Origin of the sequence: Enterobacter cloacae complex sp. SHL020 (assembly GCF_049236945.1) — a bacterium.
GTDB classification, from domain to species: Bacteria; Pseudomonadota; Gammaproteobacteria; order Enterobacterales; family Enterobacteriaceae; genus Enterobacter; species Enterobacter dykesii.
In genome coordinates, this window is record NZ_JBMKJF010000012.1 from 72,926 (window position 1) to 93,628 (window position 20,703).

A 20,703-nucleotide genomic window follows, 5' to 3' on the forward strand; every position below is an offset into this window, starting at 1 on the left:
AAAAAAAACCGCCACATTGCTGTTGGCGGTTTTTTTATGGTTCTCGCTGACTCTTTTACTACTCGATATCCAGCGGATCTTCGGAAAGGATAATGCCGGTATTATCGGCGTAGAGATGGTCCCCGGAGAAGAAGGTCACGCCGCCGAAATTGACGCGCACGTCGCTTTCGCCGATGCCGTCACCCGCTGCCCCTACCGGTATGGCCGCGATGGCCTGAATCCCGATATCCAGGTCTTCCAGATCGTCCACCTGGCGCACGGAACCGTACACCACAAGGCCTTCCCACTCATTCTGAACGGCAATGCCAGCCAGTTCAGCATCAATTAACGCACGGCGCACGGAACCGCCGCCGTCGACCACCAGAACGCGGCCGCGGCCGTTCTGTTCAAGCAGATCGTACAGCAACCCGTTGTCCTCGAAACATTTCACCGTGACGATTTGACCGCCAAACGACGACCTCCCACCAAAGTTGGAGAACAGCGGTTCAACGACGTTGACATCTTCCTGGTAGATGTCACAGAGCTCGGAGGTATCGTATTTCATAGGTTTAACGCTCAGTTGCTGCGAATGTGTTCAGTATATCGTGCGAAATGCGTTGTTGGCAAAATCATCAATTGTTAATTGATATTTGTCAGCTAACTGAGCGTCTGGCTTAAAACAATTCCGATGACGAACAACAGGTTAGTCAGCAGCGCGCCTTTTACCGTGCGTTCCAGCATTGGCGGCATGGCGGACGGGCTGAGTTCATGCATCACAAAGCGGGCCTGCTTAATCAGCAGCGGCGCGGCAAGCACAAACAGCCAGCCCCACAAGCTCTGCAAGGAAATCAGGTTAAACAGCGCCAGGCAAACCAGCGCGCCAATGAGCAGGGAGGCATGATAGCGGCGCGCATTGACCGGCCCCAGACGAACCGCCAGGGTATTTTTGCCGTTCTCGCGATCGCTGTCGATGTCGCGCAGGTTGTTGATGTTGAGCACCGCCGTCGCCAGCAGACCACATGCGGTTGCGGGCAGGAACAGGGCAGGGATCACCGTATGCGCCTGCAGGTACCAGCTTCCCATCACGCTCAGCCAGCCGAAGAACACCAGTACGGAGATATCCCCGAGTCCAATATAACCGTAAGGACGCGTGCCGACGGTGTAGGTGATGGCCGCGATAATGGCCAGTAAACCCAGCACCAGGAAGCCAATAAAATCGCTGGTGGTCTTAGACGCCACCGTCACCAGCGCCAGGCCGGATACGCAGATCAGCACTACGGTGATAATCAGCGCGCGTTTCATCTGCGCCTGGGTAATCACCCCTTTCTGCATTCCGCGCAGCGGCCCTATGCGGTCCGGCTTGTCGCTGCCTTTTACCGCGTCGCCGTAGTCGTTGGCGAGATTGGAGAGAATTTGCAGCAGGCCCGCGGTAATCAATGCCAGCGCGGCAACCAGCGGATCAAAATACCCCTGCCACCAGGCAAGGGCGGTGCCGACGATAATCGCGGCAAAGGCCAGAGGAAGCGTTTTAGGGCGCAGACTTTCGAGCCACGCCTGAGTACGGCTGATGTCAGTCATAAGTATTTAGCCAATAAAAATGGGGGCATTAGCCCCCATTAAACGTGATGAGAATCCAGTAACCGCGATTATAGGATAAAACGGCTCAGATCTTCATCTGCCACTAACGCATCCAGATGTTTACTCACATATTCTGCGTCAATGGTAACGGTTTGACCGTTCAGGTCGCTCGCGTCGTAAGAGATATCTTCAACCAGGCGTTCCAGAACGGTATGCAGGCGACGCGCACCGATGTTCTCGGTGGTTTCATTGACCTGCCATGCAGCCTGGGCAATACGCTTGATGCCGTCTTCGGTGAACTCGAGGTTCACGCCTTCGGTCGCCATCAGCGCTTTGTACTGTACGGTAGCAGAGGCGTTTGGCTCGGTCAGGATACGTTCGAAATCTTGGGTGGTCAGCGCCTGCAGCTCAACGCGAATCGGCAGACGCCCCTGCAGTTCCGGGATCAGATCCGACGGGCTGGCAACCTGGAAAGCACCGGAAGCGATAAACAGGATGTGGTCCGTTTTCACCATGCCGTGCTTGGTGGAGACGGTGCAGCCTTCAACCAGCGGCAGCAGGTCGCGCTGAACGCCTTCACGGGACACATCCGGACCGGAACTGTTGCCGCCGCGCTTACAAATTTTGTCGATTTCGTCGATAAACACGATACCGTGCTGCTCAACCGCGTCGATAGCGTCCTGTTTCAGCTCTTCCGGGTTCACCAGCTTCGCCGCTTCTTCTTCAATCAGCAGCTTCATCGCGTCTTTGATTTTCAGCTTACGCGTTTTTTGCTTCTGGCCGCCCAGGTTCTGGAACATGGACTGCAGCTGGCTGGTCATCTCTTCCATGCCCGGAGGTGCCATGATTTCCACACCCATTGGCGCGGCAGCAAGATCGATCTCAATCTCTTTGTCGTCCAGCTGGCCTTCACGCAGCTTCTTGCGGAACGCCTGACGCGCAGCGGACGGTTCCGCCTGCTGCTCTGCCTGGCCCCAGTTGTTTTTTGCCGGTGGGATCAGCACGTCGAGAATGCGCTCTTCGGCCATCTCTTCCGCGCGGTAGCGGTTTTTCTCGATCGCCTGGACGCGCACCATTTTGATCGCCGAGTCGGTCAGATCGCGGATGATGGAGTCCACTTCTTTACCCACATAGCCCACTTCGGTGAACTTGGTGGCTTCAACTTTGATGAACGGCGCGTTAGCCAGCTTCGCCAGACGACGGGCGATTTCGGTTTTACCGACGCCGGTCGGGCCGATCATCAGAATGTTTTTCGGCGTCACTTCGTGGCGCAGCTCTTCGTCAAGCTGCATACGACGCCAGCGGTTACGCAGAGCGATAGCCACGGAACGCTTGGCGTTATCCTGGCCGATAATGTGTTTGTTCAGTTCGCTGACAATTTCGCGTGGGGTCATTTCAGACATGGGAGATCCTTACGCTTTGGAGGTCAATTCTTCGATGGTGTGGTTGTGGTTGGTATAAATGCAGATATCACCTGCAATATCCAACGCCTTCACCGCGATATCACGCGCGTTCATGTCGGTATTTTCCAACAGCGCGCGGGCTGCAGCCTGGGCATAAGGGCCGCCAGAGCCAATGGCAATCAGGTCATTTTCCGGCTGAATCACGTCACCGTTACCGGTGATGATCAGCGAGGCGGTTTCATCGGCTACCGCCAGCAGCGCTTCGAGCTTGCGCAGCATGCGGTCGGTACGCCAGTCTTTCGCCAGCTCAACGGCAGCTTTCACCAGATGGCCCTGGTGCATTTCCAGTTTGCGTTCAAACAGTTCAAACAGCGTGAAGGCGTCCGCCGTGCCGCCTGCAAAACCGGCGATAACTTTGTCGTTGTAGAGACGGCGCACTTTCTTCACGTTGCCTTTCATGACGGTATTACCCAGCGTGGCCTGGCCATCACCGGCGATTACCACATGGCCGTTACGGCGTACACTTACTATTGTTGTCACGAGCAGACCCCCTGGTTACAGAATCGGGAAACAGAAGCCCTGAGCCTGTGCTCAGGGCTGAATTAAATGATAGATGGGGGGGATTTTGGGGGTTTCAACCCCCGGAGGCGAGTCGAATGCAGTTTGTGTGGCCAGCGATTTTCAACCGCGAAATAGTGCCGTCGGCGTTTTCTTTGCCTTTTACCGGACCAATCACCACGCGATTCCAGCCGTTATTGGTGGTAATACGCGAATCAAACCCTTCAAAGGCCAGCTGCGCGCGTACCGTTTCCGCCTGCTCTGCGCCTTTGAACGAACCGCACTGCACCATCCAGCGGCGCTCGTCTTTTTTCTCCGCCGTCTGTTTCGGCGCTTCAGTCTCTTTGGTCACCGGCGCGGCCTGCTGCGTTTTCGGCTGCTGCGCGGTGGTATGCGCTGGCGTCTGGAGCAGATCCTGATACGGCTGAGCGGCCTGTTTCTGCGGCTGCGTTTTCGGCTGCTGCTGGACAGGCTGAGACTGCGCCGTACGCGTCTGCTGCTGGTATGGCTGTTCCGTTACCCGCGGCTGTGCTTTCGGCTGCTGCACCGGCTGCGTTTGCGCCCACTGCTGCTGCTGTTGCTGCTGCTGGATCTGCTGTTGCGCCTGACGTCGCTGCAGCGTTTGCTGGCGCTGTGCCGGCGTCTGCTCATTCCACGGCACTTCGTTCAGCTGCGTAGGCTGCTGGCGCATATCGGCCTGCATTTGTGCCAGCAGCTGACGCTGTTCATCCGTCAGCTGATTCGCATTCTGCACTTCACCACCCGCAGAAGGTTCGGTTGGCGCACGCACCCCGGGCTGGCGGCTTTCCAGCTCTTTGATATAGCGCCAGCGCTCTTCAGGCTTCGGAGGAAGGCCATTTCCGGCAACTTTACTGGCCTGAAGCGCCTCGGACTCTTCTTTTTTATGGTGCGTGATAAAGTACAGGCCACCAATAAAGGCGACGACTACAGCCGCAGCAATAGCGACCATTGCTGGCGAGACAGCAGGCAGGTTACGTTGCTTTTTCCTTGAGCTACTCTTTTTGCGTCGCGAAGGTGCCGGCTGGCCGCGACGTACATAATCTCGTTGTGCCACTATCGTTTCGCTGTATTTATTCGTTCGTCAGTCCGCCATGTTACTTAAGCGGCGGGGCTTTGACCAGATAAGGGTATCCGAAAGACGTTTACTTTAAGTCAATGCCTGGGTAGTGCCGCGGACAATCAGTTCGCAGTCCAGCAACCGCGAGCCGCTGCTAACTGTTTGACCGTGAAGCTGATCCAGCAGAAGAAGCATCGCTTCGCGGCCGATCTGATAGCGCGGCTGAGCGACCGTTGAGAGCGGCGGATCGCAAAATTCCGAAAGCGAAATATTATCGAATCCGATGATGGATAAATCTTTCGGTATACGCAGGCCGCGGCGTTTGGCGTACGACAATGCGCCCAGCGCCATCACGTCGCTGTGACAAAATAGGGCGGTTGGCGGCTCAGGCAGGTCCAGAAGTTTCTCAAGCGCTTGCCCACCCGCTGCGAAGGTAAAGTCACCGCGCGCAATGTAGTGAGGATCGACGGTGACGCCGGTACGGCGCAGCGCCTGAACGTAGCCCTGTAAGCGATAGTGGCACAGCGGCATCTCTTCCGGCCCGGCAATACAGCCAATGCGCTTATGCCCCAGCTCCTGGAGATAGTTTACGGCGTTGAACGCGGCGGTGAGGTTATCAATATGGACGGTCGGCAGCTCCAGCTCTGGCGCAAACTCGTTGGCCATCACCATCGGCGGTAAATTACGCTGCTCTTCAATGCTGGCATCAAACGGCAGGCGAGAGCCAAGCAGCAGCATGCCGTCGATCTGCTTGGTGATAATGAGATCGATGAAGGTCTTTTCCTGCTGGTTCTGGTGAGCGCAGTCGCCAATCAGCACCAGGTAACCCTGTTCCGCGGCGGTGACTTCAATACCGCGGATAATCTCGCTGAAGAAAGGGTCACAGATGTCCGGCACAATTACCAGAATGGTGCGCGACTCGTTGCGTTTGACGTTACGCCCCATCGCCTGCGGGAAATAGCCCACTTCAAGCGCAGCCTGCTCCACCCGGTTACGGGTCGCCTGGGAGACTTTATCCGGGTTCATTAATGCGCGGGACACGGTTGCCGTTGAGACTTGTGCTTTCTCGGCAACGTCTTTCATGGTCGCTGTGGCAACCTCTTTCCTGGACTTCAACGTCTTCTCCTCGCCTGAACACCGAACTTCTGACATCACCATTTTTACAGATAGTTAATGGAATCGGTTACAGAATTTTCATAAAAAGTGTGAGGAGCGTTAAATTTTTCGATCCAGCTTCAGCCTTCGATGGGATCGACGTCCAGTACCCACTTCACTTTTCGCGCTTCCGGCAGCGTGTTGATGAGCGCCAGCGTGCCGCTGACGATATGCTGCAGGCGAACACGTGAGGGGTGCTGAAGTAAGATTTGCCAGCGGAAACGTCCGCCGCGCTTTGGTGCGAGTGCCGGCACCGGGCCCAGGATCCACAGCTGATTATCCACCAGCGGGCTGGCCTGCAGGAGGTTTCTCAGCTGCTGCAGGAAAAGCGGCGCCTGCTGGTTGTTGTGATCTTCCGCGCGGATGATGACGTGGCTGGTCCACGGCGGCAGCTGCATGGTCTGGCGTTCGGCCAGCGCCTGCTCGGCAAAGGCGTCATAGCCTTTATGCAGCAGGGTTTGCAGCAACGGGTGCTCAGGATGGTGCGTTTGCAACACCACTTCGCCCTGTTTACCGGCGCGACCGGCACGCCCTGCCACCTGGGTATAAAGCTGGGCGAAGCGCTCGGCTGAGCGGAAATCTGCCGAAAACAGCGCGCCGTCTACGTCCAGCAGGGCAACTAGCGTCACGTCCGGGAAGTGGTGGCCTTTGGCCAGCATCTGCGTACCAATCAGAATGCGTGCGCCGCCGCGATGCACTTCCGCCAGCTGCTGTTCCAGCGCGCCCTTGCGGCTGGTGGTGTCCCGGTCGATACGAGAAATCGGCACGTCCGGGAAGAAGGGGCCAAGCGCCTGTTCCAGCTGTTCCGTCCCCAGACCGACCGGCACGATATGCGTTGAGCCACATGACGGGCACTGGCGCGGCACCGGGCGCTGGCTGTCGCAGTGGTGGCAGCGCAAATGCCGCTGGGCCTGATGGAAGGTGTAGTAGTGGTCGCAGCGCGGACACTCGGCAATCCAGCCGCAGTCGTGGCACAGCAGTGCGGGGGCAAATCCGCGGCGGTTGAGAAACAGAATGACCTGGTTCCCCGCCTGCAAGTGCTGGCGCATGCGGGTAATCAATGCCGGCGCAAGCCCGGCCTGAACCTGCTGGCCTTTCAGATCCAGCACGTGCTGAATGGCCGGACGGGCATTCCCCGCCCGACGCGTCAGGCGCAGCATATGGTATTTACGCTGGCGCACGTTGTGCAGCGTCTCGAGCGCCGGCGTGGCGGAGCCGAGAATAATGGGTATTTGCTCGCTGTGCGCGCGATAAACCGCCAGATCGCGGGCGTGGTAGCGCCAGCCTTCCTGCTGTTTATAGGAGCTGTCGTGCTCTTCGTCGATCACGATAACGCCAAGATTTTTAAACGGCGTAAACAGCGACGAGCGGGTGCCGATCACAATCGCCGCTTCGCCATTTTTGGCTTTCAGCCAGGCGCTGAGGCGTTCGCTGTCGTTCAGGCCGGAGTGCAACACCTCAACCGGCGCGTTAAAGCGCTCGCGGAATCGGGCGATGGTTTGCGGCGTCAGGCCAATTTCCGGCACCATCACCAGCGCCTGTTTGCCCTGCGCGAGCACGTTTTCCAGCACGCTCAGGTAGACTTCGGTCTTGCCGGAACCGGTGACTCCCGCCAGCAGCCAGGCAGAGAAATGATCGGAGGCGCTATGAATCGCGCCCACGGCGGTGGCCTGCTCGGTATTCAAACGCAGGCGATCCCCTGAAACGGAGAAACTCTCCCGCCAGTCGTAAAGAGCGGGGGCTTCGCTGGCCAGTTCGCTCAGCCCTTTCTTTCTTAAGGCCTGTAGCGCCGTTTCGCTGACCTCAAGCTCGTCGACCTGATGCCGCCAGATTTTTCCCTGACGCAGCGCCGCCAGCGCCTGCTGCTGTTTCTGCGAACGCTTCAGGCTGTTGATATCCACGGCCTGACCCTGCTCTGTAGCAAACCAGTACCACATCGGCGCATGGCTGGCACTTTTGCCCTGGCGCAGCATGATGGGCAGGGCGTGGAACAGCACGTCGCCAATGGGGTGATGATAATAATCCGCCGCCCACAGCAGCAGTCGCCAGGTGCTGGTAGAGTAAACGGGCTCGCTGTCCAGCACCTCAACGACTGACTTCAGCTCATTAAGCGGAAGCTCGCTTTTATCGCTGACGGAGACAACAATCCCCACGCGCTGCTGTTTGCCAAACGGCACGGTCACGCGGCAGCCCGCTTTGGCGCTCATGCTGTCAGGCAGCAGGTAGTCAAAGGTGCGGGGAAGCGGAACGGGCAGGGCAACGTGAGCGATGGGCATCGAATCTTCCTGACTTGAAAAGTGGCGCGTTAGTATACACATTAGTAAAAGCGGCGTGCGGATCAGTTTGCATACGTTGGTCAAATTCTGTATGATTCGCCGCCTTTGGTGTACTTTACGCCAAAGAACTTACAATCAACATCGCGTGGTGTCTGGCGTTAGGGCTGGAAGAGCGACGCGGCCTTAACTGAGGTTCTCCCATGAAAAAAGATATTCACCCGAAATACGAAATGATTACTGCAAACTGTTCTTGCGGTAACTCTATCCAGATCCGCTCTACCGTGGGTCACGATCTGAACCTGGACGTGTGCGGCAAATGCCACCCGTTCTACACTGGTAAGCAGCGTGACGTTGCAACCGGTGGCCGTGTTGACCGCTTCAACAAGCGTTTCAGCATCCCGGGCGCTAAATAAGTTTCCCGAAAAAAAGGCACCGCAAGGTGCCTTTTTTGTATCCGCTTCTCAGTATTCCCACGTGTCCGGGTCAATACCCAGTTCACGCATGATCACCTTCGCCTCTTCCGGGATTTCATCACTACGCTCTTTGCGCAGATCTTCATCGTTCGGCAACGGTTGACCGGTAAACGCATGCAGGAACGCTTCGCACAGCAGTTCGCTGTTGGTCGCGTGGCGCAGGTTGTTCACCTGACGACGCGTACGTTCATCGGTGAGGATCTTCAACACCTTCAGAGGAATGGAAACCGTAATTTTCTTTACTTGCTCACTCTTCTTACCGTGCTCAGCGTATGGGCTGATATATTCGCCGCTCCATTCAGCCATGAGATACCTTTAATCCTCTCAGTCATTTATTTAAAGGTGCAAAACCTGTAACCACCCGTTTTGAACCGCAATCTTGCCTAGTTTACCGTAGAGACGATACCGTGGCACGGATATTGCCGCTGCAGCGTGCACTAAAGCATATAATTTTAACGGCTATTTGCGCATTGCTCAATCTATACGCAAAGAAGTTTAGATGTCCAGATGTATTGACGTCCATACTTTCAATGTTTACTCTGGTGCCTGACTTTTCACCTCATTCGCCAGGAAGCCCTCACCATGACGCGTAAACAGGCCACTATTGCAGTGCGTAGCGGATTAAATGATGACGAGCAGTACGGCTGCGTTGTCCCGCCGATTCATCTTTCCAGTACCTATAATTTCACCGGATTTAATGAACCCCGCGCGCATGATTATTCGCGTCGTGGCAACCCTACGCGTGACGTGACCCAGCGTGCGCTGGCCGAGCTGGAAGGTGGCGCAGGTGCAGTATTAACCAATACGGGGATGTCCGCCATTCACCTGGTGACCACGGTGTTCCTGAAACCGGGCGATCTGCTGGTTGCGCCGCACGACTGCTACGGCGGCAGCTATCGCCTGTTTGATAGCCTGGCGAAACGCGGCTGCTATCGCGTGCTGTTTGTCGATCAAAACGACGAACAGGCGCTGAAACAGGCCCTGGCAGAGAAACCAAAGCTGGTTCTGGTGGAAAGTCCAAGCAATCCATTGTTGCGAGTTGTCGATATTGCGAAAATTTGTCAGCTCGCAAGGGATGCGGGAGCGATAAGTGTAGTGGATAATACGTTCCTCAGTCCGGCCCTTCAGAACCCGTTAGCACTGGGTGCCGATCTGGTGTTGCATTCATGCACTAAATATCTGAACGGCCATTCTGATGTGGTGGCGGGCGTGGTGATTGCCAAAGATCCGGATGTTGTCACCGAACTGGCATGGTGGGCCAATAATATTGGCGTCACCGCTGGCGCCTTCGACAGCTATCTGCTGTTGCGCGGCATCCGCACGCTGTCGCCGCGCATGGAAGTGGCGCAGCGCAATGCCCAGGCGATTGTCGATTTCCTGAAAACCCAGCCGCTGGTGAAGAAGCTGTACCACCCATCGCTGCCGGAAAACCAGGGGCACGAGATTGCCGCGCGCCAGCAGAAGGGATTTGGCGCGATGTTAAGTTTTGAACTGGATGGTGACGAGCAAACGCTGCGTCGCTTCCTGAGCGGGCTGTCATTGTTTACGCTGGCGGAATCCTTAGGTGGGGTTGAAAGCTTGATCTCCCACGCCGCGACCATGACGCACGCAGGTATGGCACCGGAAGCTCGTGCCGCCGCCGGAATTTCTGAGACGCTGCTGCGTATCTCAACCGGCATTGAAGATTCTGAAGATTTAATTGCCGATCTGGAAAATGCCTTCCGGATCGCAGCCAAGGGGTAATCATGAGTGTGATAGCGCAGGCAGGGGCGAAGGGTCGTCAGCTGCACAAGTTTGGTGGTAGTAGTCTTGCTGATGTGAAATGTTACCTGCGCGTTGCAGGGATCATGACGGAATATTCACAGCCGGGTGACATGATGGTTGTCTCGGCGGCGGGCAGCACCACCAACCAGTTGATTAGCTGGCTGAAGCTGAGCCAGACCGATCGCCTTTCTGCGCATCAGGTGCAACAGTCCTTACGCCGTTACCAGAGCGAGCTAATTGCCGGCCTGCTGCCTGCGGACGTGGCGGACGGGCTGATCGGCGCCTTTACGCATGACCTTGAGCGTCTGGCTGCCCTGCTGGACAGCGGAATTACCGACGCGGTGTATGCCGAAGTGGTGGGCCACGGTGAAGTGTGGTCCGCTCGCCTGATGGCCGCCGTGCTGCAACACCTGGGCGTGGAAGCAGCCTGGCTCGACGCGCGTGATTTCCTGCGCGCCGAACGCGCCGCGCAGCCGCAGGTGGATGAAGGGTTGTCCTACCCGCTGCTGCAACAGCTGCTGGTGCAGCACCCGGGCAAACGTATTGTCGTCACCGGCTTTATCAGCCGCAGCAACGCGGGCGAAACCGTGCTGCTGGGCCGTAACGGTTCGGACTACTCGGCAACGCAGATTGGTGCCCTGGCGGGCGTGTCTCGCGTCACCATCTGGAGCGACGTAGCCGGTGTGTACAGCGCGGACCCGCGTAAAGTAAAAGATGCCTGCCTGCTGCCGCTGCTGCGTCTCGACGAAGCCAGCGAGCTGGCGCGTCTGGCCGCGCCGGTACTGCACGCGCGCACGCTGCAGCCGGTTTCCGGCAGCGATATCGACCTCCAGCTGCGCTGCAGTTACACCCCGGATCAAGGCTCCACGCGCATTGAGCGCGTGCTGGCATCCGGTACCGGGGCGCGTATTGTCACCAGCCACGACGACATCTGCCTGATTGAGTTCCAGGTACCTGCGGGCCAGGACTTCAAGCTGGCGCATAAAGATATCGACACTATCCTGAAACGCGCCCAGGTGCGTCCGCTGGCCGTTGGCGTGCATAACGATCGCCAGCTGCTGCAGTTCTGCTATACCGCGGAAGTGGCGGACAGCGCACTGAAAATTCTGGATGAAGCGGGCCTGCCGGGCGAACTTCGCCTGCGTCAGGGGCTCGCGCTGGTGGCGATGGTGGGCGCGGGCGTCACCCGTAACCCGCTGCACTGCCACCGCTTCTGGCAGCAGCTGAAAGGCCAGCCGGTGGAGTTCACCTGGCAGTCGGAAGAGGGCATCAGCCTGGTCGCCGTCCTGCGTAAAGGGCCAACCGAGAGCCTGATTCAGGGCCTGCACACCTCCCTGTTCCGCGCGGAAAAGCGCATCGGCCTGGTGCTGTTCGGGAAAGGCAACATCGGTTCCCGCTGGCTGGAACTGTTCGCCCGCGAACAGGTGACGCTCTCGGCGCGTACCGGATTTGAATTCATTCTTGCGGGCGTGGTGGACAGCCGCCGCAGCCTCCTGAACTACGAAGGGCTGGATGCGAGCCGCGCGCTTGCGTTCTTTAATGATGAAGCGGTTGAGCAGGATGAAGAGTCGCTGTTCCTGTGGATGCGCGCGCACCCGTATGACGATCTGGTGGTGCTGGACGTTACCGCCAGCGAACAGCTTGCCGATCAGTACCTGGATTTCGCCAGCCACGGTTTCCACGTCATCAGCGCCAATAAGCTGGCTGGGGCAAGCAGTACCGATAAATACCGCCAGATCCACGACGCGTTTGAAAAAACGGGGCGCCACTGGCTCTATAACGCTACCGTTGGGGCTGGCCTGCCGGTTAACCACACCGTGCGTGACCTGATTGAAAGCGGCGACAGCATTCTGGCGCTGAGCGGTATTTTCTCCGGCACGCTCTCCTGGCTGTTCCTGCAGTTTGACGGCACCGTCCCGTTCACCGACCTGGTGGATCAGGCGTGGCAGCAGGGCTTAACCGAGCCCGATCCGCGCGTTGACCTTTCCGGCAAAGACGTGATGCGTAAGCTGGTGATCCTGGCGCGTGAAGCCGGTTATGACATCGAACCGGATGCCGTACGCGTCGAATCGCTGGTGCCTGCCGGCTGTGAAGAAGGTTCTGTGGACCATTTCTTTGAAAATGGTGAAGAGCTTAACGAGCAGATGGTACAGCGTCTGGAGGCGGCGAACGAGATGGGGCTGGTGCTGCGCTATGTTGCGCGTTTCGAGGCCAACGGGAAAGCTCGAGTCGGCGTCGAGGCGGTGCGTCCTGAACATCCGCTGGCCGCGCTGCTGCCGTGCGATAACGTCTTCGCGATCGAAAGCCGCTGGTATCGCGATAACCCGCTGGTGATCCGCGGTCCTGGTGCGGGGCGCGACGTCACCGCTGGAGCCATTCAGTCCGACATCAACCGTCTGGCTAAGCTGCTGTAAGCCCTCACCCTAACCCTCTCCCCGCTCGGTGGGAGAGGGCACCAGTCAGGACAGATTAAACCAACCGGTTTTTCGCATCCGCTATCGCCTGCGCCACCTGCTTAGGCGACACGCCGCCTTTCGCGGCACGTTTATCCAGACAGGACTGCAGCGCAAGGAGCGGATACACATCATCCCCGATAACCGCGCTGAACTTCTGCAGGTCGGCCAGCGCCAGATCTTCCAGCGGTTTACCCTGACGAATGGCTTCCACCACCGCTTCACCCACAATATGGTGCGCCTCACGGAACGGTACGCCTTTCGCCACCAGATAATCCGCCAGTTCGGTAGAGTTCGCATAGCCCTGCTGCGCCGCTTCCTGACAGCGCGGACGTTTCACCTGAATGCCGTCCAGCACCAGCGCGCCCATGTGCAAACAGTCCAGCCAGGTGTCGAGCGCGTCGAACAGCCCTTCCTTGTCTTCCTGCATGTCTTTGTTGTACGCCAGCGGGAGCCCTTTCAGTGTCATCATCATGCCGGTCAGCGCGCCCTGCACGCGGCCACATTTGCCGCGGATCAGCTCCAGCGCGTCCGGGTTTTTCTTCTGCGGCATCAGGGATGAACCTGAGGTCACGCGGTCGGACAGCTCGACGAAGCCCGCTTCGCCAGAGTTAAAGAAAATCAGGTCTTCAGCAAAGCGCGACAGATGCACCATGCCGATAGAGGCATTCGAGAGCAGCTCCAGCACGTGGTCGCGGTCGGACACGCTGTCCAGGCTGTTACGGGTGGCGGAGGCAAATCCCAGCCAGCCAGCCAGCTGTTCACGGTCAATTTCATACGCCGTACCGGCCAGCGCGCCGCTGCCCAGCGGGCTGACGTCCAGACGTTTCAGGGTGTCCTGCAGACGGCTTTCGTCACGCGCCAGCATCTCGACGTAGGCCAGACACCAGTGCGCGAAGGTCACCGGCTGGGCGCGCTGCAGGTGGGTATAACCCGGCATCACCGCGTCCTGGTTGTTCTGCGCGGTCTCCACCAGCGCGCTCTGCAGCTGACGGTTAGCCGCCAGCAGTTCGCCGACGGTATCTTTACACCACAGCTTCAGGTCGGTGGCGACCTGGTCGTTACGGCTGCGGCCGGTATGCAGCTTTTTACCCAGCTGGCCGACTTTGTCGATCAGTTTGCCTTCCACCCAGCTGTGAATATCTTCAGCATCGCTTTCGAGGATCTGCTGCGGGTTAAGACGCACCTCTTCCAGCAGATTGTTCAGCGCTTCTTCCAGCTGTAATTGTTCCTCTGCGGTCAGTACGCCCACCGTTACCAGCGCTTTGGACCAGGCCACAGAGCCGACAATATCCTGTTCGGCCAGGCGGTAGTCGAAGCGCAAAGAGTCGTTGAACTGTTTGAACCGCTGATCCGCTGCCTGTGTAAAACGCCCACCCCAAAGTGCCATAACATGCTTCCTTAAATATCTTTGAATTTCATTGCCCGGTGGCGCTACGCTTACCGGGCCTACAAAACATTAAATCGATTACGCCAGAATACGCGTGCCAATCGGCGTGCCGTTAAACAGCGCCGGCAGTTGTTCCGCGTGACGCCATGAGGCGATATCCACCGGGCGGCCCAGCGTGCGTGCGGCATCCAGCGCGGCGTTCACTTTGACGATCATGCCGTCGGTGATAATGCCCTGCGCAATCAGCTGCTCGGCTTTCTCAGCCGTCATTTCCGCGATGCGCTGGCCTTTGCCGTCCAGAATGCCGCTCACGTCGGAAAGCAGGATCAGATCCGCGCCCAGCGTTGCCGCCAGTGCCGTCGCCGCCTGGTCAGCGTTGACGTTCATCAGTTCGCCCTCTTCGGTCACGCCGATGGAGCTCACCACCGGCAGGAAACCTCCTTCCAGCAGCGTGTTAATCAGCTTAGGCGAACCTGGCTGCGCCAGTCCAACGTGGCCGAGCTCTTCGTCGAGCTGGGTCACTTTTACGCTGTCGCCATCACCCAGATAGAGGCCAACGGACGCGATGTGGTGTTTCTTCGCCCACGCCAGCAGCGTTTTGTTCGCCGTACCCGCCAGCGCGCCGGTAATGATGTCAATCTGGTCAGCAGGCGTCACGCGCAGGCCGTTCTTCTTTTTCACCGGCAGGTTGAGCCCTTTCATCAGCTCATCCACCACGCAGCCGCCGCCGTGGACAATCACCAGCGGACGCTGGTGTGATTCACGATAGTTCACCAGCGCGGTAAACAGGCGCTCCAGCGCTTCTTCGCTGTCCAGCAGTACACCACCGAGTTTGATAATTAATGGGTTCATCATCACACCTTAAATAAGAGCCTGCGTTTCCGGGAAACCGAAACGAATATTTGCACACTGCATTGCCTGTGCGGCAGCGCCTTTGAGTAAGTTATCTTCTGCGGCCACCACAATCAGGTGCTCGCCCTGCACGGCAAAGCCGATGTCGCAGAACGGCAGGCCGACCACGTTTTTCAGCGCCGGCACGCCTTTGTCGTACAGACGCACCAGCGGCTTATCCGCGTACGCCTGGGTGAAGGCCTCGCTCACCTGCTCTTTGGTTACGCCCGGTTTCAGGCGGCAGGTAATGGTTTCGAGGATCCCGCGCGGGAAGCTGCCCAGGTGCGGGGTGAAAATGACGTCCGCGCCCAGATGCGTCGTGATTTCAGGGTGATGACGGTGATTAAACACGCCATACGGCTGAAGGCTCACTTCGCAGAAGCTGTTGGAGATAGCGGCCTTGCGACCTGCACCGCTCACGCCGCTGGTGGCGTTGATCACCGGCCACTGGCTCAGATCCAGCAGACCCGCGTCGATCAGCGGCTTCAGGGAAAGCTGCGCCGCCGTCGGGTAGCAGCCCGGCACGGCAATCAGGTCCGCTTCTTTTAGTTTGTCTGCGCTCCACTCCGCCAGGCCGTACACCGCTTTTTCAAGCAGATCCGGATGCTGATGGGTGAAACCATAATATTTTTCGTAGAACGCACCGTCGTTCACGCGGAACGCGCCGGAAAGGTCAAAGACCACGCAGCCAGCCGCCAGGAACTGCGGCGCCAGGTCGTGGCTGACCTCGTGCGCGGTGGCTAAAAACACCACGTCGACGCCGTCGGTAAACTCGCTGATGTCAGACATGGGCTGCAGCGGCAGATCGACCAGGCCCTTAAGCTGCGGATGCAAATCGGAAATTAACTTTCCTGCATCATTGCTTTGCGCTGACACGGTCAAAGCGGTTATGGTCATATGTGGATGGCGATTCACGTAGCTTACAAGCTCTGCGCCCGCATAACCGCTAGCGCCTACAATCAGCGTATTCAACATCGGGTTCCTTTATGCTCAACGTTAGTGTATTTTTATTCATATTTATTGCATGAATATTGATACTATCACGACCTAAGGTGTGTCAACAATGAAAATGAACTTACCGCCATTTATCGAGATCTACCGCGCCCTGATTGCCACACCGTCCATCAGCGCAACGGAAGAAGCGCTGGATCAGAGCAATGAGTCTTTAATCAATCTGCTGGCGGGTTGGTTTAGCGATCTTGGGTTTAACGTTGAGGTTCAGCCCGTTCCCGGAACACGCCACAAATTTAACCTGCTCGCCAGCACCGGAACCGGTGCGGGCGGCCTGCTGCTGGCCGGTCATACCGATACGGTGCCGTTTGACGATGGCCGCTGGACGCGCGATCCGTTCACCCTGACCGAGCACGACAACAAACTCTATGGTCTGGGCACCGCCGACATGAAAGGCTTCTTCGCCTTTATCCTCGACGCGCTGCGTGACGTGGACGTGACGAAGCTGAAAAAACCGCTCTACATTCTGGCGACCGCCGATGAAGAAACCAGCATGGCGGGCGCGCGCTACTTCTCTGAAAACACATCGATTCGCCCGGACTGCGCGATCATCGGCGAGCCGACGTCTCTGCAGCCGATCCGCGCGCACAAAGGCCATATCTCTACCGCCGTGCGCGTGCTGGGCCAGTCCGGCCACTCCAGCGACCCGGCGCGCGGCGTGAACGCCATTGAGCTGATGCATGACGCCATCGGCCGCATCATGACCCTGCGCGACGATCTGAAAGAGCGCTATCACTATGAGGCGTTCACCGTGCCGTATCCGACCCTGAACCTCGGCAGCCTGCACGGCGGTGATGCCTCCAACCGCATCTGCGCCTGCTGCGAACTGCATATGGACATCCGCCCGCTGCCGGGCATGACCCTCAGCGATCTCGACGGCCTGCTGAATGAAGCGCTGGCCCCAGTGAGCGAGCGCTGGCCGGGCCGCCTGACGGTCTCCGAACTGCATCCGCCGATCCCGGGTTACGAATGCCCGCCGGATCATCAGCTGGTTGAAGTGGTGGAAAAGCTGCTCGGTGAGAAAACCGACGTGGTGAACTACTGCACCGAAGCGCCGTTTATTCAGACGCTTTGCCCTACGCTGGTCCTGGGCCCCGGCTCCATCAACCAGGCCCACCAGCCGGATGAATATCTGGAGACCCGCTTCATCAAGCCAACTCGCGAACTGATTACCCAGGTTGTGCATCACTTCTGCTGGCATTAAAACCGCACCGTACATCCCCCAGGGGAAGAAAACTGCCCGGTGCGGTTTTTTCCCCTTTACCCAAAGGGGGTTCGGTCCTGGGGAAGGGGATGTCTCCCCCATCATGAACTTTCTTCATCTTTCCTGAGCAAACCTCACCGTTATTGTTGATTATTTATGTTGACGTCCCTCCGCTTTTCCGTCATTTTTACATCTGGACGTCTAAACGTATAGAAGTTCACAACACAACAGATAACGACATGCGATTGATAGAGGTAAGGTATGAGCTTTTTTCACGCCAACCAGCGGGAAGCACTGAATCAGAGCCTGGCCGAAGTAAACGGCCAGATTAACGTCTCTTTTGAATTTTTCCCGCCGCGCACCAGTGAAATGGAGCAAACCCTGTGGAGCTCTATCGATCGTCTCAGCAGCCTGAAGCCGAAGTTTGTCTCCGTGACTTACGGTGCTAACTCCGGCGAGCGTGACCGTACGCACAGCATCATTAAAGGCATCAAAGATCGTACCGGTCTGGAAGCGGCGCCGCATCTCACCTGTATCGACGCGACCCGCGACGAATTACGGGCTATCGCCCAGGATTACTGGAATAACGGCATTCGCCATATCGTCGCACTGCGCGGTGACCTGCCGCCGGGCAGCGGTAAGCCGGACATGTACGCCGCCGATCTGGTCGCGCTGCTGAAAGACGTGGCCGACTTCGATATCTCCGTTGCCGCTTATCCTGAGGTGCATCCGGAAGCGAAAAGTGCCCAGGCCGATCTGCTGAACCTGAAGCGCAAAGTGGACGCTGGCGCGAACCGCGCCATTACCCAGTTCTTCTTTGATGTGGAAAGCTACCTGCGTTTCCGTGACCGCTGCGTCTCCGCGGGCATCGACGTTGAAATTATCCCGGGTATTCTGCCGGTCTCTAACTTCAAACAGGCGAAGAAGTTCGCTGATATGACCAATGTCCGCATTCCGCTCTGGATGTCCAAAATGTACGAAGGGCTGGACGATGACCCGGAAACCCGCAAGCTGGTGGGGGCCAATATCGCGATGGACATGGTGAAAATTTTAAGCCGTGAAGGGGTGAAAGATTTCCACTTCTATACGCTGAACCGCGCGGAGATGAGCTACGCCATTTGCCATACGCTGGGCGTTCGTCCGGCGTAATAAGCACAAAGCCCTCATTTTTCGAGGGCTTTTTTGTCACCCGAATAGTTAAAAGGTATTAGCTATCGAATCTGTGGATTAATTCAACTATAACTTATTGCTAGTGGTGTATATCGTAACGGTAACACTGTAAAAGGGAGCATAGCGATGAGCACGTCAGACGAGACCAATAAAGCGGCATCGGTCGGCAAATGCCCGTTCCACCAGGGCGGCGTCGATCACAGCGCGGGCGCAGGTACAGGCAGCCGCGACTGGTGGCCAAAACAACTCCGCATCGATCTTCTTAACCAACATTCCAATCGTTCGAACCCGCTGGGTGAAGACTTCGACTACCGCAAAGAATTCAGCAAACTTGATTACTCCGCCCTTAAAGGCGACCTCAAAGCCCTTTTAACCGACTCTCAACCGTGGTGGCCTGCCGACTGGGGCAGCTATGCGGGCCTGTTTATTCGTATGGCCTGGCACGGCGCGGGTACCTATCGCTCCGTTGACGGGCGCGGTGGCGCTGGTCGCGGTCAACAGCGCTTTGCGCCGCTGAACTCCTGGCCGGATAACGTGAGCCTGGATAAGGCGCGCCGTCTGCTGTGGCCAATCAAGCAAAAATACGGACAAAAAATTTCCTGGGCCGACCTGTTTATCCTCGCGGGTAACGTGGCGCTGGAGAACTCCGGCTTCCGTACCTATGGTTTCGGTGCCGGGCGTGAAGACGTCTGGGAACCAGACCTGGACGTGAACTGGGGTGATGAAAAAGCCTGGCTGACCCACCGTGACCCGGAGGCGCTGGCCAAGCGTCCTCTGGCCGCCACCGAAATGGGCCTGATCTACGTTAACCCGGAAGGGCCAAACGCCAGCGGTGAACCTCTTTCTGCTGCGGCGGCCATTCGCGCGACCTTCGGCAACATGGGGATGAACGACGAAGAGACCGTTGCGCTGATCGCGGGCGGCCACACCCTTGGCAAAACCCATGGCGCGGGTGAAGCCACCCACGTCGGCACCGACCCGGAAGCCTCGCCGATTGAAGCGCAGGGCCTGGGCTGGGCCAGCACGCACGGCACGGGAATTGGCGCAGATGCTATTACCTCCGGTCTGGAAGTCATCTGGTCACAAACCCCGACCCAGTGGAGCAACTACTTTTTCGAGAACCTGTTCAAATACGAATGGGTGCAGACCCGCAGCCCGGCGGGTGCGATTCAGTTTGAAGCCGTGGATGCGCCGGAAATCATGCCTGACCCGTTCGACCCGTCGAAAAAGCGCAAACCTACTATGCTGGTCACCGACCTGACGCTGCGTTTTGACCCGGAATTCGAGAAAATTTCCCGCCGCTTCCTGAACGATCCGCAGGCCTTCAACGAAGCCTTCGCGCGCGCGTGGTACAAGCTGACCCACCGCGATATGGGGCCGAAATCGCGTTATCTTGGCCCGGAAGTGCCGAAAGAAGATCTGATCTGGCAGGACCCGCTGCCGCAGGCGGTGTTCAATCCGTCGAAAGAAGACATTGAAAGCCTGAAGGCGGAAATCGCTGCCTCTGGCCTCTCCGTGAGCGAACTGATTTCCGTTGCCTGGGCGTCAGCTTCAACCTTCCGCGGCGGCGACAAGCGCGGTGGCGCTAACGGCGCGCGTCTGGCGCTGGCCCCTCAGCGCGACTGGGATGTGAACGCCGCAGCGGTTCGCGCGTTGCCGGCTCTGGAAGCTATCCAGCGCACCACCAACAAAGCCTCTCTGGCGGATATCATCGTGCTGGCGGGCGTGGTGGGCGTTGAGCAGGCGGCGAAAGCGGCAGGCGTTTACGTCAACGTTCCGTTCACCCCGGGCCGCGTCGATGCGCGTCAGGATCAGACGGATATCGAGATGTTTAACCTGCTCGAACCGATTGCCGACGGCTTCCGCAACTACCGTGCGCAGGTGGATGTGTCCACGACAGAGTCACTGCTGATTGATAAAGCCCAGCAGCTGACGCTGACCGCGCCTGAGCTGACGGTGCTGATCGGTGGCCTGCGCGTGCTGGGTGCCAACTTTGATGGCAGCAAGAATGGCGTGTTCACCGACCGCGAGGGCGTGCTGAGCAACGATTTCTTCGTGAACCTGCTGGACATGAACACCCAGTGGAAGGCGACCGACGAATCTAATGAACTGTTTGCCGGAAGCGATCGCGCCAGCGGTGAAGTGAAATACACCGCCACCCGCGCCGATCTGGTCTTCGGTTCTAACGCCGTTCTGCGCGCGCTGGCAGAGGTTTATGCCAGTGATGATGCGCATGAGAAGTTCGTCCGTGACTTCGTTGCCGCATGGGCGAAGGTGATGGATCTGGACCGGTTTGACCTGCAGTAACCCCTGTGCCGGG

Annotated in this window: 17 protein-coding genes; 6 read left to right on the plus strand and 11 right to left on the minus strand. The window is 57.9% G+C overall.

From position 1 onward, the window contains the following. Window positions 1-58: 58 nt before the first annotated feature. The 7 genes from rraA to priA all read right to left on the minus strand — a co-directional run bounded on the left by rraA (window position 59) and on the right by priA (window position 8,027). Entirely contained in the window at window positions 59-544 is a 486-nt protein-coding gene (gene rraA, locus ACOTZB_RS20960; protein WP_023309687.1) for a ribonuclease E activity regulator RraA, read from the minus strand. A 92-nt stretch (window positions 545-636) separates the two neighbouring features. Further along, window positions 637-1,557, minus strand: a complete 921-nt coding sequence (menA, locus tag ACOTZB_RS20965; RefSeq protein WP_337281424.1) for a 1,4-dihydroxy-2-naphthoate polyprenyltransferase — start codon at window positions 1,555-1,557, stop codon at window positions 637-639. Window positions 1,558-1,625: 68 nt separating this feature from the next. Further along, window positions 1,626-2,960 (minus strand): HslU--HslV peptidase ATPase subunit, encoded by a 1,335-nt coding sequence (gene hslU / locus ACOTZB_RS20970; protein WP_421628448.1) that lies wholly within the window; start codon window positions 2,958-2,960, stop codon window positions 1,626-1,628. Window positions 2,961-2,969: 9 nt separating this feature from the next. Further along, entirely contained in the window at window positions 2,970-3,500 is a 531-nt protein-coding gene (gene hslV / locus ACOTZB_RS20975) for an ATP-dependent protease subunit HslV (RefSeq protein WP_008501802.1), read from the minus strand. Window positions 3,501-3,594: 94 nt separating this feature from the next. Then, window positions 3,595-4,593 carry a cell division protein FtsN gene (gene ftsN / locus ACOTZB_RS20980; protein WP_047646961.1) on the minus strand — a complete coding sequence of 333 codons (999 nt, stop codon included), beginning with the start codon at window positions 4,591-4,593 and terminating at the stop codon, window positions 3,595-3,597. A gap of 93 nt (window positions 4,594-4,686) precedes the next feature. Beyond that, window positions 4,687-5,712, minus strand: a complete 1,026-nt coding sequence (cytR, locus tag ACOTZB_RS20985) for a DNA-binding transcriptional regulator CytR (RefSeq protein ID WP_421628449.1) — start codon at window positions 5,710-5,712, stop codon at window positions 4,687-4,689. A 119-nt stretch (window positions 5,713-5,831) separates the two neighbouring features. After that, window positions 5,832-8,027: a primosomal protein N' gene (gene priA / locus ACOTZB_RS20990; protein ID WP_421628450.1), complete on the minus strand. Its 2,196-nt coding sequence runs from the start codon at window positions 8,025-8,027 to the stop codon at window positions 5,832-5,834. Between the two features lie 200 nt (window positions 8,028-8,227). On the opposite strand from priA, the gene rpmE reads away from it, so the two are divergent. Next, a complete protein-coding gene (gene rpmE, locus ACOTZB_RS20995; protein WP_003862040.1) occupies window positions 8,228-8,440 on the plus strand; it encodes a 50S ribosomal protein L31 in 213 nt (70 codons plus the stop codon). Between the two features lie 48 nt (window positions 8,441-8,488). On the opposite strand, the gene metJ is transcribed toward rpmE, so the two are convergent. After that, window positions 8,489-8,806, minus strand: a complete 318-nt coding sequence (gene metJ, locus ACOTZB_RS21000) for a met regulon transcriptional regulator MetJ (RefSeq protein ID WP_007369220.1) — start codon at window positions 8,804-8,806, stop codon at window positions 8,489-8,491. Window positions 8,807-9,082: 276 nt separating this feature from the next. On the opposite strand from metJ, the gene metB reads away from it, so the two are divergent. Next, entirely contained in the window at window positions 9,083-10,243 is a 1,161-nt protein-coding gene (metB, locus tag ACOTZB_RS21005; protein WP_047646964.1) for a cystathionine gamma-synthase, read from the plus strand. A 2-nt stretch (window positions 10,244-10,245) separates the two neighbouring features. Then, a complete protein-coding gene (locus tag ACOTZB_RS21010; RefSeq protein WP_029739191.1) occupies window positions 10,246-12,678 on the plus strand; it encodes a bifunctional aspartate kinase/homoserine dehydrogenase II in 2,433 nt (810 codons plus the stop codon). 55 nt (window positions 12,679-12,733) lie between these two features. Here the strand turns inward: ACOTZB_RS21010 and argH are convergent, their stop codons facing one another. From argH to argC, 3 genes are all read right to left on the minus strand, one after another. After that, entirely contained in the window at window positions 12,734-14,107 is a 1,374-nt protein-coding gene (gene argH, locus ACOTZB_RS21015; RefSeq protein ID WP_421628451.1) for an argininosuccinate lyase, read from the minus strand. 78 nt (window positions 14,108-14,185) lie between these two features. Further along, entirely contained in the window at window positions 14,186-14,962 is a 777-nt protein-coding gene (gene argB, locus ACOTZB_RS21020) for an acetylglutamate kinase (RefSeq protein WP_090420882.1), read from the minus strand. Between the two features lie 6 nt (window positions 14,963-14,968). Next, window positions 14,969-15,973 carry an N-acetyl-gamma-glutamyl-phosphate reductase gene (gene argC / locus ACOTZB_RS21025; protein WP_193805325.1) on the minus strand — a complete coding sequence of 335 codons (1,005 nt, stop codon included), beginning with the start codon at window positions 15,971-15,973 and terminating at the stop codon, window positions 14,969-14,971. Window positions 15,974-16,061: 88 nt separating this feature from the next. Here argC and argE point away from each other — a divergent pair, with 88 nt between their 5' ends. From argE to katG, 3 genes are all read left to right on the plus strand, one after another. Further along, on the plus strand, window positions 16,062-17,213 hold the full coding sequence (gene argE / locus ACOTZB_RS21030; protein ID WP_008501790.1) for an acetylornithine deacetylase: 1,152 nt from the start codon (window positions 16,062-16,064) through the stop codon (window positions 17,211-17,213). A 261-nt stretch (window positions 17,214-17,474) separates the two neighbouring features. After that, window positions 17,475-18,362: a methylenetetrahydrofolate reductase gene (metF, locus tag ACOTZB_RS21035; RefSeq protein ID WP_023309676.1), complete on the plus strand. Its 888-nt coding sequence runs from the start codon at window positions 17,475-17,477 to the stop codon at window positions 18,360-18,362. Window positions 18,363-18,509: 147 nt separating this feature from the next. Then, window positions 18,510-20,690 carry a catalase/peroxidase HPI gene (gene katG / locus ACOTZB_RS21040; RefSeq protein WP_421628452.1) on the plus strand — a complete coding sequence of 727 codons (2,181 nt, stop codon included), beginning with the start codon at window positions 18,510-18,512 and terminating at the stop codon, window positions 20,688-20,690. Window positions 20,691-20,703 lie beyond the last annotated feature (13 nt).

What these genes read in the sequence shown, in the direction of transcription:
- metF (WP_023309676.1), top strand. Translation starts at nt 17,475, where the DNA reads ATGAGCTTTTTTCACGCCAACCAGCGGGAAGCACTGAATCAGAGCCTG.
- argC (WP_193805325.1), bottom strand. Translation starts at nt 15,973, where the DNA reads ATGTTGAATACGCTGATTGTAGGCGCTAGCGGTTATGCGGGCGCAGAG.
- rraA (WP_023309687.1), bottom strand. Translation starts at nt 544, where the DNA reads ATGAAATACGATACCTCCGAGCTCTGTGACATCTACCAGGAAGATGTC.
- rpmE (WP_003862040.1), top strand. Translation starts at nt 8,228, where the DNA reads ATGAAAAAAGATATTCACCCGAAATACGAAATGATTACTGCAAACTGT.
- ACOTZB_RS21010 (WP_029739191.1), top strand. Translation starts at nt 10,246, where the DNA reads ATGAGTGTGATAGCGCAGGCAGGGGCGAAGGGTCGTCAGCTGCACAAG.
- argE (WP_008501790.1), top strand. Translation starts at nt 16,062, where the DNA reads ATGAAAATGAACTTACCGCCATTTATCGAGATCTACCGCGCCCTGATT.
- priA (WP_421628450.1), bottom strand. Translation starts at nt 8,027, where the DNA reads ATGCCCATCGCTCACGTTGCCCTGCCCGTTCCGCTTCCCCGCACCTTT.
- argH (WP_421628451.1), bottom strand. Translation starts at nt 14,107, where the DNA reads ATGGCACTTTGGGGTGGGCGTTTTACACAGGCAGCGGATCAGCGGTTC.
- katG (WP_421628452.1), top strand. Translation starts at nt 18,510, where the DNA reads ATGAGCACGTCAGACGAGACCAATAAAGCGGCATCGGTCGGCAAATGC.
- metJ (WP_007369220.1), bottom strand. Translation starts at nt 8,806, where the DNA reads ATGGCTGAATGGAGCGGCGAATATATCAGCCCATACGCTGAGCACGGT.
- metB (WP_047646964.1), top strand. Translation starts at nt 9,083, where the DNA reads ATGACGCGTAAACAGGCCACTATTGCAGTGCGTAGCGGATTAAATGAT.
- menA (WP_337281424.1), bottom strand. Translation starts at nt 1,557, where the DNA reads ATGACTGACATCAGCCGTACTCAGGCGTGGCTCGAAAGTCTGCGCCCT.
- hslU (WP_421628448.1), bottom strand. Translation starts at nt 2,960, where the DNA reads ATGTCTGAAATGACCCCACGCGAAATTGTCAGCGAACTGAACAAACAC.
- argB (WP_090420882.1), bottom strand. Translation starts at nt 14,962, where the DNA reads ATGATGAACCCATTAATTATCAAACTCGGTGGTGTACTGCTGGACAGC.